At 65.0% G+C, this 17,860-nt stretch carries 12 protein-coding genes; 11 read left to right on the forward strand and 1 reads right to left on the reverse strand.

Annotation, left to right across the window (positions count from 1 at the left end):
* Positions 1-4 precede the first annotated feature (4 nt).
* A complete protein-coding gene (locus tag VGM61_RS14890) occupies positions 5-2,884 on the forward strand; it encodes an autotransporter outer membrane beta-barrel domain-containing protein (protein WP_331523626.1) in 2,880 nt (959 codons plus the stop codon).
* A gap of 7 nt (positions 2,885-2,891) precedes the next feature.
* On the opposite strand, the gene VGM61_RS14895 is transcribed toward VGM61_RS14890, so the two are convergent.
* Complete coding sequence (locus VGM61_RS14895) at positions 2,892-3,566, reverse strand: LysE family transporter (RefSeq protein WP_345786379.1); 675 nt, start codon at positions 3,564-3,566, stop codon at positions 2,892-2,894.
* 65 nt (positions 3,567-3,631) lie between these two features.
* Between VGM61_RS14895 and VGM61_RS14900 the strand changes: the two genes are divergently transcribed.
* The 10 genes from VGM61_RS14900 to VGM61_RS14945 form a co-directional block, all read left to right on the forward strand.
* Complete coding sequence (locus VGM61_RS14900; RefSeq protein ID WP_331523628.1) at positions 3,632-4,936, forward strand: NupC/NupG family nucleoside CNT transporter; 1,305 nt, start codon at positions 3,632-3,634, stop codon at positions 4,934-4,936.
* Positions 4,937-5,063: 127 nt separating this feature from the next.
* A complete protein-coding gene (locus VGM61_RS14905) occupies positions 5,064-6,152 on the forward strand; it encodes a PepSY-associated TM helix domain-containing protein (protein ID WP_331523630.1) in 1,089 nt (362 codons plus the stop codon).
* Positions 6,153-6,253: 101 nt separating this feature from the next.
* Positions 6,254-6,748 (forward strand): isoprenylcysteine carboxylmethyltransferase family protein, encoded by a 495-nt coding sequence (locus tag VGM61_RS14910; RefSeq protein ID WP_331523631.1) that lies wholly within the window; start codon positions 6,254-6,256, stop codon positions 6,746-6,748.
* Positions 6,749-6,775: 27 nt separating this feature from the next.
* Complete coding sequence (gene dusB, locus VGM61_RS14915; protein WP_331523632.1) at positions 6,776-7,762, forward strand: tRNA dihydrouridine synthase DusB; 987 nt, start codon at positions 6,776-6,778, stop codon at positions 7,760-7,762.
* Between the two features lie 122 nt (positions 7,763-7,884).
* Positions 7,885-8,166 (forward strand): DUF427 domain-containing protein, encoded by a 282-nt coding sequence (locus VGM61_RS14920; RefSeq protein ID WP_331523634.1) that lies wholly within the window; start codon positions 7,885-7,887, stop codon positions 8,164-8,166.
* A 184-nt stretch (positions 8,167-8,350) separates the two neighbouring features.
* Positions 8,351-9,550, forward strand: a complete 1,200-nt coding sequence (locus VGM61_RS14925) for an efflux RND transporter periplasmic adaptor subunit (protein ID WP_331523635.1) — start codon at positions 8,351-8,353, stop codon at positions 9,548-9,550.
* Positions 9,551-9,567: 17 nt separating this feature from the next.
* Positions 9,568-12,675, forward strand: coding sequence for an efflux RND transporter permease subunit (locus VGM61_RS14930; RefSeq protein ID WP_331523636.1), 3,108 nt, complete (start codon positions 9,568-9,570; stop codon positions 12,673-12,675).
* A complete protein-coding gene (locus VGM61_RS14935) occupies positions 12,672-15,983 on the forward strand; it encodes an efflux RND transporter permease subunit (RefSeq protein WP_331523637.1) in 3,312 nt (1,103 codons plus the stop codon). The genes VGM61_RS14930 and VGM61_RS14935 overlap by 4 nt, the downstream gene beginning before the upstream one ends.
* Positions 15,980-17,434 (forward strand): efflux transporter outer membrane subunit, encoded by a 1,455-nt coding sequence (locus VGM61_RS14940; RefSeq protein WP_331523638.1) that lies wholly within the window; start codon positions 15,980-15,982, stop codon positions 17,432-17,434. Before VGM61_RS14935 ends, VGM61_RS14940 begins: the two co-directional genes overlap by 4 nt.
* Positions 17,435-17,576: 142 nt before the next feature.
* Positions 17,577-17,860, forward strand: a 284-nt coding sequence (locus VGM61_RS14945) for an S-adenosylmethionine synthetase N-terminal domain-containing protein (protein ID WP_331523639.1), incomplete at its 3' end; no start/stop codon positions are given.

Genomic DNA, 17,860 nt, shown 5'->3' on the forward strand with positions numbered 1-17,860 from the left:
CATCATGAGCAAACATCTATTCCGTGTGGCCTGCGGCCGCACGCCGGGCCGTAGTGCGCGCCATCGCCATGCGCATCGTATGCACCATCTGGCCTGCGCCATCGCCATCTCGCTGCTGGCGAGGCCCGACGAAGCGCAAGCGACGGAACAGATACCGCCTACCGGGAACCTGGTGGTCGATGGCGGCTCGCAAACCGGTACGCCAGGCTTCCACTACATTACCCAGCTCGATGGTTCGACCAATCCGGCGTCGACCGGCTACGGACTGTACGTGCTTAACGGCGGCCGCCTCACTACCTCGAATATTTCGATCACCACGCAGGGCCACGCAGCGCACGCCGCCGTCGCCCATGCGAATTCTTTCATTCTCCTCGGCGGCAAGGGTATTGTCCGCACCATCGGCGACCATGCCGCAGGTGTACGGGCCGACGGTAGCGACGCCGTCATCGTCGCCTCCTCTTACAGCATCGTAACGGAGGGTAGTGATGCCCACGGCGTGGTCGTGCGCGAAGGCGCACAAGTGAACTTCGACATCGGGTCGATCGTCACCCAGGGCCCGGCAAGCGTAGGCATCGTCGCCGAACATGCAGCCGGCGGCGTGGTCGCCAGCACCATCACTACAACGGGTAACGGCAGCCACGGCGCGCTGGCCGGCACCGGGGGACGGATCGAGCTGACCAGCGACACGGTTCGGACTTCCGGCGACCAGGCCCAGGGGGCATGGGCCGACGGCGGGCATCTCTTCATCAATGATAGTGACCTCGCTACCGCTGGTGGTCAGTCGCATGGCATATCCGCAACCGGTGCAGAGGCCAGCGTGCATGTCACGAACAGTTCGATGAGTGCTAGCGGTGACGGCGCGGCCGCCGTCCATGTGGCCGATGGTGGGCTGGTCGAATCGACCCGGTCGACCATGCAAGCCTTCAACCACGCCGCGCTTGCCGTCGAGGGCCATGGACGCTGGCGTATGCTCGAAGGCAGTTCGGCGCGCGGCGACGGCCGACTGGCGTTGCTGGAGGGCGATACAAGTTCTGCTGATATCTTCTTCGACCGCAGCATCGGCCATGGCGACATCGTTCGAACATCGGGCGATACGCGCAATGTCGACATGGCGCTTGTCCAGGGCAGCCACTGGTTCGGCAGCACCGACATCGTCCGCGACATGAGCGTGGCTTCGGCAAGCTCATGGTGGCTGGGGCAGAACTCAAACGTAGGGCGCCTGGATCTTTCCGGCGGATTTGTCTTCCTGCCCGGTTATAACCATGCTGCTCCCGGCGCCCTGCGGATCCAGGGTGACCTGGGAGGCTCTGGCGGCATGGTAGCGATGCAGACCCGCCTGGACGAAGGTGGCGCGATCTCGCAGCAATACACCGACCGGCTTCTGGTGGAAGGCGACGTCGCCACCACCGGCGTGACGACGCTGCATTTCTGGACCCTCGGGGCTGGTGCGCTCACCGACATCAATCTCAACGGCATCGTCGAACCTCATGAAGGCATCTCGGTGGTGCAGGTGGGTGGTGATTCGCGCGCGGACGCCTTCGTGCTTCGTGGTGGGTATGTGGCTGCGGGGCCGTGGCAATACAAATTGCATGCCTTCGGACCCGGCAGCACCGACGCCAGTCAGAATCTGCTTGACGGCGACACCTTGAATTGGGACTACCGATTGGCCAATGCCTACGTCTGCGTCGTCGATTGCGACGATGGCGGAGATCCGGTTGATCCTGTCGATCCGGTTGATCCTGTCGATCCGGTCGATCCTGTTGATCCGGGCGGCCCGGGCGGGCCTGGTGATCCAGGCAATCCGGACGGCCCTGGTGGTCCGGGTGACCCTGGTGATCCGAATGACCCCAGTCTCCCTGGCGGTCCAGGAAACCCCGGCGGCGGGCTCATTCCGGAAGGTGGCGGCAGGCCGGTCATTCCTGAAGGCAGTCGACCCGCGGTGGTTCCACAGGCGCCGTCGTATCTGGTAGCCCATACGGCGTTGTTTGCCTATGGCCTTGGCAGCATCGACGGCCTCCACGACCGCCTTGGTGAGATTCGCGACAACCCGGCCGACACGCGGGGCGAGGTATTCGCACGCCAGACAGGGAGCCGGCAACACTATGCATCGGACGTGGCGCCGATGGATTTCGGCTTCGGCTTTCGTCAATCCACGCAAATGCTGCAGGTCGGCGGGAGCATCGTTAATCTGACGGACCAGGCTGACAGCCTGCGCGCCGGATGGGCGCTTGACCGGGGTACCACCACCGTCACGCCGCGCGCGCCGGATGGGGCCAGCCAGACTCGCTACAGCGCCCAGGGATTCTCAGCGTGGCTTACCTGGCAACATCACAATGGCTGGTATGCCGATGCCGTGATTGGCGCGCAGCGTTATCGAGGTGCCGTGGACACCGATCTTCGCGGTCGCGATGTCGCCCGGCTGCGTGCCAATGGCCGCCTGTTATCCGTGGAAACGGGTTATCCATTCAGCCTGGGCTCGCATTGGTCGCTCGAGCCGCAGATGCAAGTGAGCTGGCAAGCGCTTACTTTCCAGCCTTTGCGCGACAAGGACAACGTGGTGGCGGCACTAGGTAATGCGCATCAGCTGACCACGCGCATGGGGCTACGGTTGCGACGCACTACCGATAGCCGGTTGATGCCGTATGCCCGCATGGATGTGGTGCACAGTACCGGTGGCCGAGGGCAGGCCGTGTTCGGGACGCCGGGCAACGACCTGACACTTGCCGGCGGCCGCGCCGGACGGCAACTGCGCACGGGTATGGGCCTGGTGGCCCAGCCGCGGGCGAACCTGCAACTTTACGGCGAGGGCACCTGGCGCACCGCCATCGGTAACCACGGCTTCCGTGGCTGGGCCGGCAACCTGGGTGTTCGACTGCTGTTCTGACACATTGTCAGGACAGGCGGCGGTCGAACACCAGGGTGAGGCCGAAGGCAATGAAGACGGCGCCGGCGGCGCCGTCGATCCACCGCCGCGCGCGAAGGTAGCCGCGGCGGATCGCTGGCAGGCCGAAAATGGCCGCAACCACTGCGAACCAGACGAAGGTCTCCACCGACACCAGTACCAGCAGGCCCCAGCGCGTACCTGCGCCCACACTGTTGCCGACGATGGCGGAGAAGATACTGGCGAAGTAGATCGCCGCCTTGGGGTTGGCCAGATTGGTCAGGAAGCCTCGGCGCAATGCTGCGCGGCTGTTGGACTCCAGTGCCACCGCGTGGGACGGTCCTGCGGGCTTCAGGGCGCCCCGGATCATCTGCACGCCCATCCAGCACAGGTAAAGGCCACCGGCCACCGCCAGCAGCCGGCCAAGCCAGGCGAGCCGGTGCAACAGGATCTGCAGGCCCAGCAACGCCAGCGCCGCCCACACCACCACCCCCAGCGCAATACCCGCCACGCCGGCCATGGCCTCGCGGCGCGAGCGGCTGATAGCCATCTGCGACACGAAGAAGAAATCCGGGCCGGGGCTCATCAGCGCCAGCAGTTGGACGAAGGCGATGGTCAGGAACAGGGTCATGGCGCCGATGATAAGCGTTGTGCCGCTGCCGCGCCGCGCCTTGCCCCCCGACACCGTGTCCTCTAACCTGCCGGTTTTTATAAATGGTGCCGGGATCGTTCCCGCCACGGGGAATCTCGATGTTCGAAGCACTCGGCCACGTCGGTTTTGGCCTGTTTGGACTTGCCGTACTGGTGCTGATCGCCTTTGCCTTCTCCAACAACAAGCGTCAGGTCGACTGGAAACTGGTCGTGACCGGCGTGGCGTTGCAGGTGGTATTCGCCTTCGTGGTGTTGAAGGTGCCGGCGGGCCGCTATGTCTTCGATGCCATCGCCACCGGTTTCGTGCGCCTGCTCGATTACGTCGAGGTGGGCTCGCGCTTCATCTTCGGATCCCTTCTGGATACGCAGAAGTTCGGCGTGATCTTCGCGGTGAAGGTACTTCCCACCATCATCTTCTTCGCCGCCCTTACCGGCGTGCTGTACCACATTGGCATCATGCAGCAGATCGTCAAGGGCATGGCGTGGCTGATCACCAAGGTGATGCGCGTGTCCGGCGCGGAAACCACCAGCGTCTGCGCCAGCGTGTTCATCGGCCAGACCGAGGCCCCGCTGACCATCAAGCCCTACCTGGAGCGGATGACCCAGGCGGAGCTGATGACGGTGATGATTGGCGGCATGGCACACATCGCAGGCTCGGTGATGGCGGCCTATGTAGCCATGCTCGGCGGCGACGACCCGGTACAGAAAGTGTTCTATGCCAAGCACCTGCTGGCAGCTTCGGTGATGGCCGCGCCGGCGACCATGGTGCTGGCGAAAATCCTGGTCCCCGAAACCCAGGAACCGCTCACCCGCGGCACCGTACGGATGGAAGTGGAAAAAACCACCGCCAACATCATCGACGCTGCCGCCAACGGCGCCGGTGACGGCCTGAAGCTGGCGATGAACGTCGGTGCCATGCTGCTGGCCTTCATCGCGCTGATCGCACTGGTCAACGCGCCGATCCAGTGGGCCGGCACACTCGGCGGCGATGGCAGCATCAACCACTGGCTCACCATGCAGGCGGGCCACCCGGTGGCTTTGAGTCTTGAGACGATCTTCGGCTGGGTACTATCGCCCGTTGCGTGGCTGATCGGTGTGCCTTGGCGCGACGCCAACCTGGTGGGCAGTTTCATTGGCCAGAAAGTGGTGATCAACGAGTTCGTGGCCTACGCGAATCTTGCCGGCCACCTCGACCAGCTGCTGCCGCACAGCCGGCTGATCGCCACCTACGCCCTGTGCGGTTTTGCCAACTTCTCCTCCATCGCCATCCAGATCGGCGGCATCGGCGGCCTGGCCCCAAGCCGCCGTGGCGATCTGGCCCGGCTGGGCCTGCGTGCGGTGCTGGGCGGCTCGATCGCCACCTTCATGACCGCGACCATCGCCGGGGTGCTGGAAAGCATCTAGGCGCCTGCCCGGCTCCAGGTTCCTAACCGTTGCCATGAGAATGATTCTCACCTAGCATGCCGGGTAGCCCGCCTTTCGCCTGACATCCCATGCCCGTTTTCGCTTATTGCCCCGCCGGTGGTCGCCTATGACCGGCTCGCGTCGCATCCGCACGATCCTCAAAACCATCCACCTGTGGATCGGCCTCAGCCTTGGCATCGTGTTGTCGCTGGTGACGCTGGCGGGAGCCACGTTGATGTGGGAAGACCCGATCGTGGCGGCCAGCCACCACGAACTGATCGACCGACCGCTGCCGCCGCCGGCCCAGCAGGCCACGGCGCTCAGCCACCTGTTCTCGTTGCCCGAAGGCAAGGGCCTGCGTGGGGTGACGTTGCCGTCCGACGACATGCCGGTGTTCGAAGCCACCGCCCGCGGTGGCGACAAGCTGTATTTCGACGCCGGCACTGGCGAGTATCTGGAAACCCGGTACGCGTCGAGCGACTTCATGCTGCTGGTGATGGGCTGGCATACCAAGCTGCTGTCGGGCGAAATCGGCGAAACCATCCTGGGTGTCGTCGCCATCGCCGGCCTGGTGATGCTGATCTCCGGTACCTGGCTTTACTGGCCTGGCCGGCACCGGGTGTTTTCCCACCTCAAGCCGCACACGCGACCGGCGATCCTGCGCTGGGCCAGCTGGCACCGCATGGTCGGTTTCGCCGCGCTGCCGCTGTTGTTGATGATGATCGGTACCGGCACCCTGATGGCCTACCGTGGCGCGGTGCGCAAGGCGCTGGTATCGGCCTTCCACGACGCCAAACCCACACGCCCACCGACGGCTGGCAGCGCCGATGGTCCGATCGACTGGATCGCCGTGCTCAACGTCGCCCGCGCCGCGGCGCCGCAAGCTGAATTGACCCGCATCATGCTGCCGAACAAGCCGGGCATGCCCATCACCGTGCGCGTGCGCCAGCCGGGTGAATGGCATCCGGCGGGCCGCAGCAGCGTGTGGATCGACCCGGCCAACTCGCAGGTCCTGGCCAGTGACGACGCCCGCAACGCCGGCCGGGGCGGCCTCATCAACAATGCGCTCTACCCCATCCACACTGCTGCGGTAGGCGGCATGGCCTGGCGCATCGTGGCCACGCTGACCGGCCTGATGCCGACCTTCCTGCTGGTCACCGGCTTTATGTTCTGGCGTGCCCGCCGGCGTCGCCCGCCAGCGTCAAAACCGGCTTAAGCTGGGATGGCGGCCAACCGGTCGCCTGCAGGGGCTGGCGCATGTGGATATCCGCTTACGTGCTGGGGGCGTTATTTGGGGTTTCTGAGATAGGCCTGTCGATGTTCAAGCGTTCGGGCGGGAACGCTTCGTCGAAGGACCGCTTCTCGCTTGCCGCGCTTTGGGTGGTGATTGGCGTGGCCATGTTCGTCGCCTTCGGGCTCGGCCGGGCAGGTCCCCTTTTGCCGTGGCCGCAAGGGCTTTATCCGCTGGGCGTGGTGCTCACCCTGGGCGGCATTGCGCTGCGCTGGTTTGCCATCATCTGGCTGGGCCGCTGGTTCACCGTGAACGTGGCCATCGCCGCGGACCAGCCGCTGGTGGATACCGGCCCCTACCGCCTGGTGCGTCATCCCTCCTATACCGGCGCCCTGCTGGCCTTCGTGGGCCTGGGCTTGTGCATCGGTCACTGGTTGTCGTTCTTCATCATCGTCATCCCCGTGTTCGCCGTGTTCAGCTGGCGCATCCATGTGGAAGAAGCCGTGCTGGCAGAGGCCTTCGGCGCCCGCTGGGCAGTCTACGCGGCGCGCACCCGGCGGCTTTTGCCCGGTATCTATTGACGCTGCGGGCTGCCTTACAATGGCCCGATGCAGATCGGCCCCTTCCGCATTGACCCGCCGGTGGTGCTCGCGCCCATGGCCGGGGTCACCGACAAACCTTTCCGCCTGCTGTGCAAACGGATGGGCGCAGGTCTGGCCGTGTCGGAAATGACCAACGCCGACCCGAAGCTCTGGCACACGCGCAAGTCGCTGCAGCGCATGGATCACCAGGGCGAACCGGAGCCGGTAAGCGTGCAGATCGCCGGCTACGACCCGGTGATGCTGGCCGAAGCCGCGCGCTTCAACGCGGCCAACGGTGCGCAGCTGATCGACATCAACATGGGTTGCCCGGCCAAGAAGGTGTGCAACGTGTGGTCGGGATCGGCCCTGTTGCAGGACGAACCGCTGGTCGCGCGCATCGTGCGGGCGGTGGTGGAGGCGGTGGATGTGCCGGTCACGCTGAAGATCCGCACCGGCTGGGACCGCGACCACCGCAATGCGCTGGCCATTGCCCGTATCGCCGAAGACTCAGGCATCGCCGCGCTGGCCGTGCACGGGCGCACCCGCGCCGACAAATACGAAGGCGAAGCCGAATACGAGACGATCGCCGCGGTAAAGGCCGCGGTTGGCATCCCGGTGCTGGCCAATGGCGACATCACCACGCCGGAGCGGGCCCGCCAGGTGCTCGACGCCACCGGCGCCGACGCGGTGATGATCGGCCGCGGTGCGCAGGGTCGGCCATGGATCTTCCGCGAGGTTGCCCACTACCTGGCCACGAGCGGGCAGTTGCCCACTCCCGGCCCGGCGGAGGTGGCCGCCATCCTGCTTGGCCACCTGCAGGCGCTTTACGCGTTCTACGGCGAACAACAGGGCGTGCGCATCGCCCGCAAGCACCTGGGCTGGTATGCGAAGGACCGGCCGGAAAACGCCGCCTTCCGCGATGTGGTGAACCGGGCCGAGGATGCCGCCTCGCAAATGCGCCTTACCCGCGACTATTTCCTGGCGCTGGAAGCGGGCGTCGCCATCGCCGCCTAGCCTTGCGCCGGGGTACCGGGTACGGCGCGCGTTGCTACCCAGGCTTTCATGGCACCCGGTTCGCACGCGGCCGTGACGTGACCAGCGCTAACATGCGTGGGACCCTACGAAGGAATAACCCCATGCGCGCCATCTGGAACGACACCGTGCTTGCCGAAAGCGACGACACAGTGGTGGTGGAGAACAACCACTATTTCCCCGCCGAATCCCTGCACCATGAATTTTTTCGGGAAACGGCCAACCACACCGTGTGCCCATGGAAGGGCACCGCGAGTTATTACGATGTGGTGGTCGGCAACGACACCAACCCCAATGCGGCCTGGTACTACCCCACACCCTCGGCGGCCGCCCAGCAGATTACCGGGCGGGTGGCTTTCTGGAAGGGCGTGCGGGTCGAGGCCTGATTCACCAGGCCGTTGCCCCGGCACGGGCGCATGGAAACATGAAACATAATTCATCGCGCCAGGAAATTTCGGCGTCAACGAAGGTCCCTGCCGAACCGTTACCCACGGCTCGCACAAACGGAGATCGTTGATGAGTGGTGGCACCCCGCAAGCAGCCCGGCCCGTGTACAGGCGGCGGGGGTGGATGGTCTTCCTTTTAGCCGTTGCCATCATCGTGATCCTCATCGTGGTCCATGTGCTCACCGGCACGAAGAAAAAGCCGGTCACGCCGCCCCAGGTGGTGAGCACTGCCGCAGCCCGCCTGGGCGACATGCCCGAAGTGCTCGACGAGCTGGGCACGGTCACCCCGGTCGCCACGGTCAACGTACTGCCGCAGTTGAGCGGTTACCTGACGCAGGTGGGCTACCAGGAAGGCCAGGACGTGGCCAAGGGCGATTTCCTGGCGCAGATCGACCCGCGCCAGTACCAGATCGACAAGCAGCAGGCGCAGGCGCAGTTGGCCAAGGACCAGGCAAGCCTGGCCCAGGCGCGCACCGACCTTGCCCGGTACACGCAGTTGAACCAACAGAAGTCGATCGCCGAGCAGACCTTCGCCGATCAGCAGTTCACCGTGAAGCAGGACGAAGCCGCTGTCCAGGCCGACCGCGCGGCGATCGCGCAGTTCGACCTGGACCTTGCCTACTGCCACATCACCGCGCCGATCGCCGGCCGCGTGGGCCTGCGGCTGGTGGACCCGGGCAACTATGTCACGCAGTCCACTTCGCCGGGCATCGTCACCATCACCCAGATGAAGCCCACCACGGTGCAATTCACCGTGCCGCAGAATTCGCTGGACAAGGTGCTGCAACGCTTCCACGGCAGCGACAAGCTCAGCGTGACCGCCTTCAACGCCGACAACAGCCGGCAGCTGGCCACCGGCACGCTCTACGCCCTGGGCAACCAGATGGCCACCAGCACTGGCACGGTAAGCCTGCGCGCCAACTTCGCCAACGACGATGAATCGCTGTATCCCAACGAGTTCGTCAATGTCCGCCTGCTGGTCGACACGCTGAAGAATGCCGTGCTGGTGCCCACTCCGGCCGTGCTCACCGGTGCGCCGGGCGACTATGTATATCTGGTCAACGCCGATCACTCAGTGTCGGTGCACAAGGTGACGTTGGGCCCCTCCGACGGCAAGGACACGGTGATCGCCGTCGGGCTCATGGCAGGACAATCGGTGGTGACCGATGGCATGGACCGCCTCACCGATGGCGCGAAGATCAAGGTTGCCGGGGCCCGGCCCGCCCAGGGTGCCGGCGCGCCGGCCTCGTCGTCGACCGCGGGCATGCCGGGCAAGGGTGGCAGGCGCGCCCATGGCGATGCCTCGACCGCCCAGTCGTCGTAAGCGGCCGATTCGATCCGATGAATATTTCCCGCCTGTTCGTCACCAGGCCGGTGGCCACTTCGCTGTTGATGATCGCCCTGGTGCTGGTGGGCGTGGTGGCCGTGCGCTTCCTGCCGGTGTCCTCGTTGCCCGCCGTCGACTATCCGACCATCCAGATCCGCACCTTCTATCCCGGCGCCAGCCCCACGGTGATGTCGACCACGGTAACCGCGCCGCTGGAAGTGCAGCTGGGCCAGATCCCCGGCCTGCAGCAGATGACCTCCGACAGCTCAGCCGGGGCTTCGGTGATCACCTTGCAGTTCGACCTGTCGCTGAACCTGGACATCGCCGAACAGAACGTGCAGGAAGCGATCAATGCGGCCAATAGCCTGCTGCCCGCGGGCCTGCCGGCGCCGCCGACCTACGCCAAGGTGAACCCGGCCGACCAGCCGATCCTCACCCTGGCCGTTACGTCCCGTTCGATGTCGCTCACCCAGCTGCAGGACGTGGCCAACAACCGCCTGGGCGCGAAGATCTCCGAAGTGCCCGGCGTGGGCCTGGTGACACCCGCCGGCGGCAACGTGCCCGCCGTGCGCGTGGAAGCCGATCCGCAGAAGCTGGCCGCGTACGGCCTGAACATCGACGACCTGCGCTCACTCATCGCCAACGTCAATGTGAGCCAGCCCAAGGGCAACTTCGACGGACCCAAGCTCGACTACACCATCAACGGCAACGACCAGATCCAGGATCCGAAGGATTACCTGGCCACGGTGATCGCCTACCAGAACAACGCGCCGGTGTACCTGCGCGATGTGGCCCGGGTCACGCAGTCGGCGCAGAACACCGAACAGGGAGCCTGGTTCGACCGAACCCAGGCCATCGTGCTGAACGTGCAGCGCCAGCCAGGCGCCAACGTGATCGCCACGGTCGACCAGATCAAGAAGGAATTGCCACAGCTCGAATCCACCCTGCCCTCCGGCATGCAGGTGCAGGTGGTGTCCGACAGCACCGGGATCATCCGCTCCTCCGTTGCCGATGCCGCCTTTGAGCTGGTGCTGGCGGTGGTGCTGGTAGTGCTGGTGATCTTCGTCTTCCTGCGCAACCTGCCGGCAACCCTCATCCCCAGCATATCCGTGCCGGTGTCGCTGGTAGGCACGCTGGCGATGATGTACCAGCTGGGATATTCCATCGACAACCTGTCGCTGATGGCGTTGATCATCGCCACCGGCTTCGTGGTCGATGATTCGATCGTGATGATCGAGAACATCGTGCGCTATCTCGAAGAGGGCCATACGCCGATGGAAGCGGCGCTCGAAGGCGCCGGACAGATCGGCTTCACCATCATTTCGCTCACCGTGTCGCTGATCGCCGTGCTGATCCCGTTGTTGTTCATGGGCGGGGTGATCGGGCGCCTGTTCAATGAATTCGCGGTGACGCTTGCGGTAACCATCGTGCTGTCGGCCGTGGTTTCACTCAGCCTGGTGCCGATGCTTTGTGCGCGCATCCTCAAGGCCCGGTCCGAGCGTAAACCCAGCCGCTTCGAGCGCATCAGCGAAGGCCTGTTCGACAAGACCCTGGCCACGTACGAGCGCGGCCTGAAGGTTGTGATGCGCCACCAGACAGCCACCTTGGTGTTGTTCCTGGTCACCATCGCCATCACCGCCGTGCTGTACGTGGTGATCCCCAAGGGATTGTTCCCGATGCAGGACGTAGGTGTGATCGAAGGCATCTCCATCGCCGACACCTCCGTGTCGTACAAGGCGATGGTGCAACGGCAACAGGCGCTGGCCGATGCACTGCTGAAGAACCCGGACGTGACGGGCCTCACCTCGTACGTGGGTATCGATGGTACCAACACCACGCTCAACCAGGGCCGCTTCCTGATCCAGCTGAAGGACATCTCCGATCGTTCATCGCGGGCCGTGGACGTGGCGCGACAACTACAGAAAGATGTCGCCAGTGTGCCGGGCATCAAGCTGTTCCTGCAGCCTGAGCAGGACCTCACCCTCGACACCACGATCTCGCCCAATCAATACCAGTTCGTGCTGCGCGGGCCGGACAAGCAGGCATTCATGCAATACGTGCCCGAGCTCGTCAACCGCCTCAAGCACATCAGCTCGATCACCGACGTCACCAGCGACCTCGATAACGACGGCCTGAGCGTGGATGTGGAAGTGAACCGCGCGCTGGCGGCGCGCTATGGCATCACCCCGGCCACCATCGACAACGCGTTGTACGACGCCCTCGGCCAGCGCATCGTGTCGACCATCTTCAACCAGTCCAGCCAGTACCGGGTGATCCTGGTGGCGAAACCGCAGAGCATTGCTTCGCTCGATGCCCTGGGCAACATCTACCTGCCCAGTCAGACCGGTGCCAGCGGCCAGGTGCAGCTGAAGGGCATCGCCGCGATCAAGGTCACCCGTTCACCGCTGGTGCTCAGCCACCTGGCGCAGTTCCCTTCGGTAACGGTGTCCTTCAACCTGGCCAAGGGTGCCTCGTTGAGCAAGGCGGTGGAAGAAGTGAACGCGGCCGAACAGGCCATACACCTGCCCTCGTCGATCACCTCCTCGTTCCAGGGCGCGGCGCAAGCCTTCCAGGATTCGCTCTCGAGCGAGGTCTACCTGCTGATCGCAGCGCTGGTGGCCGTGTATATCGTGCTGGGCGTGCTGTACGAGAGCTTCATCCACCCGCTGACCATCCTGTCCACCCTGCCTTCGGCGGGTATCGGTGCCCTGCTGGCGCTGATGGTCGCCGGCAGCGACCTGGATGTGATCGGCATCATCGGCATCGTGTTGTTGATCGGCATTGTGAAGAAGAACGCGATCATGATCGTCGACTTCGCCCTGGAGGCCGAGCGCGAACATGGCAAGCCGCCGGCCGAGGCGATCTTCGAAGCCTCGCTGCTGCGCTTCCGGCCGATCCTGATGACTACGCTTGCGGCGATGCTCGGCGCCTTGCCGATGCTGCTCGGTAGCGGTACGGGATCGGAACTGCGCCGTCCGCTGGGACTTGCCATCATCGGCGGCCTGGCGCTCAGCCAGGTGCTCACCTTATTCACCACGCCGGTGGTGTACCTGTTCTTTGACCGTCTGGCCGGACGTTTCAGGCGCGGCGAACGAACCGTGGCCGCCGGCCCGGTCGCGTGAACATCCCGGCCATCTTCATCACCCGACCGGTGGCGACCACCTTGCTGGCGGTGGCCATCGTGCTTTCAGGCGTGCTGGCTTATTTCAACCTGCCGGTGGCGCCGCTGCCGAACGTGACCTATCCGGTCGTTGTGGTCCAGGCCAGCATGGCCGGCGCCAGTCCGTCGATCATGGCCGCCACCGTGGCCGCGCCGCTGGAGCGGCGCCTGGGTACCATCGCCGATGTCTCGGAGTTGACCTCCACCAGTTCCGTCGGCTCGGCACGGATCGTCATCCAGTTCGGCCTGGACCGCGACATCAACGGCGCCGCGCGCGATGTGCAGGCCGCCTTGCAGGCCGCGCGCGCGGACCTTCCCTCCACCTTGCGCAACAACCCCACCTACCGCCAGTACAACCCATCCGATTCGCCGATCATGGTGTTGGCGCTGACCTCCGCCACGCTGACCCGCGCCCAGTTGTACGACTCGGCCAACTCGGTGATCCAGCAGCAGCTGTCGCAGGTGGATGGCGTGGGCCAGATCACCCTGGGAGGAAGTGCCCTGCCCTCGGTGCGCGTGGAGCTGCAACCGGACCAGCTCAACAGCTACGGCATCGGGCTTGAGGATGTCCGTGCGGCGATCAGCGCCGCCAATGCCAACAGCGCCAAGGGCCATGTCGACCAGGGCGGCCAGCGCTTCGAGGTGATTTCCAACGACCAGATCAACAAGGCGGCGCCCTATCGCGACCTGGTGATCGCCTATCGCAACGGTGCGCCGGTGATGCTGCGCGACGTCGCCGATGTCCAGGATTCCGCCGAGAACCTGCGCAACGCGGGCCTGTACAACGGCAAGCCGGCGGTGCTGGTGATCGTCTACCCCACCCCGGGCGGGAATATCGTCAAGACCGTGGGGCAGATTCGCAAGGTGTTGCCCGCCATCGAAGCCGTGCTCCCGCACGATGTGCACCTGGGCGTGGCGCTGGACCGCTCCGAGTCGGTCCATGCCGCCGTGGGCGATACCGAAACCACACTGTTCATCTCCGTGCTGCTGGTGATCGGCGTGGTGTTCGTGTTCCTGCAATCGCCCCGGTCGATCCTGGTGCCGGCGGTGGCGCTGCCGCTGTCGATCATCGGCACGTTCGGGCCGATGTACCTGCTTGGCTACAGCCTGGACAATCTCTCGCTGATGGCGCTGACCATCGGCACCGGCTTCGTGGTCGATGATGCCGTGGTGGTACTGGAGAACATCGTCCGTCATGTGGAGGCGGGCATGGACCCGCGCCAGGCAGCGCTGCAAGGCTCTGCCGAGGTGAGCTTCACGGTGATCTCGATGAGCCTGTCGCTGATCGCGGTGTTCCTGCCGATCCTGCTGATGCCCGGCATCGTGGGCTTGTTGTTCCATGAGTTCGCCATGACGCTCTCCATCGCGATCATGTTCTCGCTGGTGATCTCCCTCACGGTCACCCCGACCATGGCCGCCTACGTGCTCGACCGCAAGGGTGCACTGCACTCCAGGGCCCGCTGGGCGCTGTGGTATGAACGGCAGTTCGAGCGCTTCAAGCAAGGTTATTCCCGTTCGCTCACCGCCGTGCTCGACCACGCCCTGCTGGTGGTATTGAGCCTGGTGGCGCTGGTGGTGCTGAACGTGGCCCTGGTGAAACACGTGCCCTCCACCTTCTTTCCCGAACAGGACAACGGCATCCTGCAGGGGCAGATCATCGCCGACCAGAGTATCTCCTTCCAGGCCATGGCCAAGAAGCTCGCCCAGCTCCAGGCGATCGTGCAGACCGATCCCGCCGTCGCCTCCGTCGCCGGCTTCACCGGCGGTCGCGCGCTCAACTCAGCCAATGTTTTTGTCGAACTCAAGCCGCTGGCCGTGCGTAAGGTCAGTGCCGCCGAAGTGGTCAACCGCCTGAGGCCGAAGCTCAACGCCGTGTCCGGCGCGCGGTTATTCCTGCAGGCGGCGCAGGACCTGCACATCGGCGGTCGTTCCTCGGCCGCTGAATACCAGTACACGCTCACCAGCGACGATCCCGATGCCTTATTCACCTGGACACCGAAACTGGTGGCCGCGCTGGCCAAGGATCGCGGCCAGGTGATGGATGTGAATTCCGACCTGCAACAGAACGGATTGCAGATCTACGTGAACTTCAACCGTGCCACCGCCGCGCGTTTCGGTTTCGCACCGAACCAGATCGACAGCGTGCTCTACGACGCCTTCGGCCAGCGCACGGTGTCGACGATCTACAACGCGCGCAACCAATACTTCGTGGTGATGGAAGTGGCGCCGAAGTATTGGCAGTATCCGCAGATGCTTGAGCGCATGCGTTTTTCCACCGCGGCCGGGAATGCTTCGGGTACGGCGCAAACGCAGATGTCGTCCAAGCTGGTGAAGGCTGCCACCCGGGTTACGGTAACTTCGGGCAGCAATGGCGCCTCATCGACCAACGCGCAGAATGCCGATGCGGAAGCCAACCAGCTCACCAATGCCATTTCCAATGCCAAGGGCGGCAGTTCCAGCGGAAGCGCGGACAGCACCGCAGCCGAAACCCTGGTGCCCTTCCCGGCCCTGGCCTCGTACGTGAGCAACCACACCGCCACCCAGGTAAGCCACCAGGGCGGCCTGGTGGCCGCCACCATTTCCTTTAATCTTCCCGCCGGGGGCTCGTTGAGCCAGGCCCAGGCCGCCATCGACCAGGCCAGCAGCGAGCTTGGCTTGCCGGCCTCCATCCATGGCAGCTTTGCTGGTGCGGCGCAGGCCTATTCGCAATCGATGTCCACCCTGCCGCTGCTGGTGCTGGCAGCGCTAGCGGCGGTGTACCTGGTATTGGGCATGCTTTATGAAAGCGCGATCCACCCGATCACCATCCTCTCCACGCTGCCCTCGGCGGGGATCGGTGCCACGCTTGCCTTGTTGATCTTCGGCACGCCGTTCTCGGTGATCGCCATGATCGGCATCATCCTGTTGATCGGCATCGTCAAGAAGAACGCGATCATGATGATCGACGTGGCGATCCACCAGCAGCGCGACGAAGGCAAGGACGCCCGCGATGCCATCCACGATGCCGCGGTGCTGCGCCTGCGCCCGATCATGATGACCACCGCGGCGGCTGTGCTTGGCGCGGTGCCACTGGCGGTCGGGCTGGGCCAGGGTGCCTCGCTGCGGCAGCCGCTGGGCATCACCGTGATGGGCGGCTTGATCTTGAGCCAGGTCTTCACCCTCTACACCACGCCGGTGATCTATCTGTACCTGGACCGGCTCCGCGCGCGACTGGCCACCTGGTCGGCCACGCTGCCGTGGAACCGCACCGACGCGAGCGCACGCCCATGAACGCAACCAAGACCCTCCTGAGCCTCGCGCTCACCCTCGCCCTGGCCGGCTGCATGGTCGGCCCCGACTACCAGCGGCCCGCGGTGAAGATGCCCACCGTCTACAAGGAACTGCCAGGATGGTCGCCAGCGGTACCCGCGGCCGAGGTGCCCAAGGGCGACTGGTGGACGCTCTTCCATGATCCGCTGCTCGATCATCTGGAGCCGAAGGTAGTGGTGTCGAACCAGACCGTGCGCCAGGCCTACGCCAACTACCAACAGGCCGAAGCCGACGTGCAGGTGGCGCGTAGCGCGCTGTTTCCGACCCTGGGCGTGACCGGCTCGGCGACGCGCCAGCGCGGTGCGCGCAGCAACGCAGCCACCGCCGGCGGCACGGCCCGCGCAGGCTCAGTGGAGAACTCAGGTTCACTGGAGGGCAACGCCAGCTGGGCGCCGGACCTGTGGGGCAGCGTCCGCCGCACGGTGGAAGAAAACAAAGCCAGCGCGCAAGCCAGCCAGGCCATCCTGGCCAACGCCACCTTGTCCGAACAGGTCGCCCTGGCCACCGCGGTGATCGAGCTTCGCGTGACCGACGCCGATGCCGACCTGCTGTCCAAAACCGTCCAGGCCTACACCGAATCGTTGCGCGTGGTCAGCAACCAGGGCGCCGCCGGCATCACCGCGCCTTCGGACGTACTGACCGCCCGCACCCAGCTGGAAAACGCACAATCGAGCCTGATCGCCCTGGGCGTGGCGCGCGCACAGTATGTGCACGCCATTGCCGTACTGGCCGGGATGAATCCCGAGGACCTGGACATTCCCCATGAGGGACGTTTGCCGGCGCTGCCCCTGGTTCCCGCCGGCATGCCCTCCACGCTGCTGCAGCGCCGTCCCGATGTCGCCATCGCCGAACGCCAGATGGCCGCGCAGAACGCCGCCATCGGCGTGGCCATCGCCGCGTATTACCCCAGCATCTCGCTATCGGCCGCCGATGGCTTCTCGCAATCACCGCTGGCGGGGCTGCTGCACGTGGCCAACCACGTGTGGTCGCTCGGCGCCGATATCGATCAGACGATCTTCGACGCCGGCGCGCGTCATGGCCAGGTGGCGGCCGCGCGGGCAGGCTATGAAGCGGCCGTGGCCAACTACCGCGGCACCGTGCTCACCGCCTTGCAGAGTGTCGAGGACGACCTCTCCGGCCTGCGCGTGCTCGGCCAGCAGTCCACCGTGCAGGACGCGGTGGTGCGCGATGCCAGCCAGGGCGCCCGGATTGCCCTGAACGAATACCAGGCAGGCACGGTGGACTACGCCACCGTGGCCAGCGCCCAGGCCATCTCGTTCAACGCCACCCAGGACGCCCTGACCCTGCGCCAGCAACAGCTGCTCGACACCGTCTCACTGTTTGGTGATATCGGGGGCGGCTGGTCCGCCGACCAGCTGGCCGCAGCGCCAAAAAACCCCGGCCCCGGGTAACCACACGGCCCGCCGCCTGTCCTGCGGCATACCATTGCCATTTAGCGCGCGTACGCTCTTTCCCCTGCAAACCCAACCGGGGCCGTGTATCATGGCGACCCCTATTTATCTCTTTATCCGTAAAGAAGGATATATCGCCGCGATGAGCAGCTACCTCTTCACCTCCGAGTCGGTTTCCGAAGGCCACCCGGACAAGATCGCCGACCAGATTTCCGATGCCGTGCTCGATGCCATCATCGGCCAGGACCCGGCCGCTCGCGTTGCCTGCGAAACCATGGTGAAGACAGGCGTGGCCATCGTCGCCGGCGAGATCACCACCAGCGCCTGGATCGACCTGGAAGCGCTTACGCGCAAGGTGATCCTGGACATCGGCTACAACAGCTCGGAAGTCGGTTTCGACGGCGAGACCTGCGGCGTGCTCAACCT

The organism is Pinirhizobacter sp. (assembly GCF_036499745.1).
GTDB lineage: Bacteria > Pseudomonadota > Gammaproteobacteria > Xanthomonadales > Rhodanobacteraceae > Pinirhizobacter.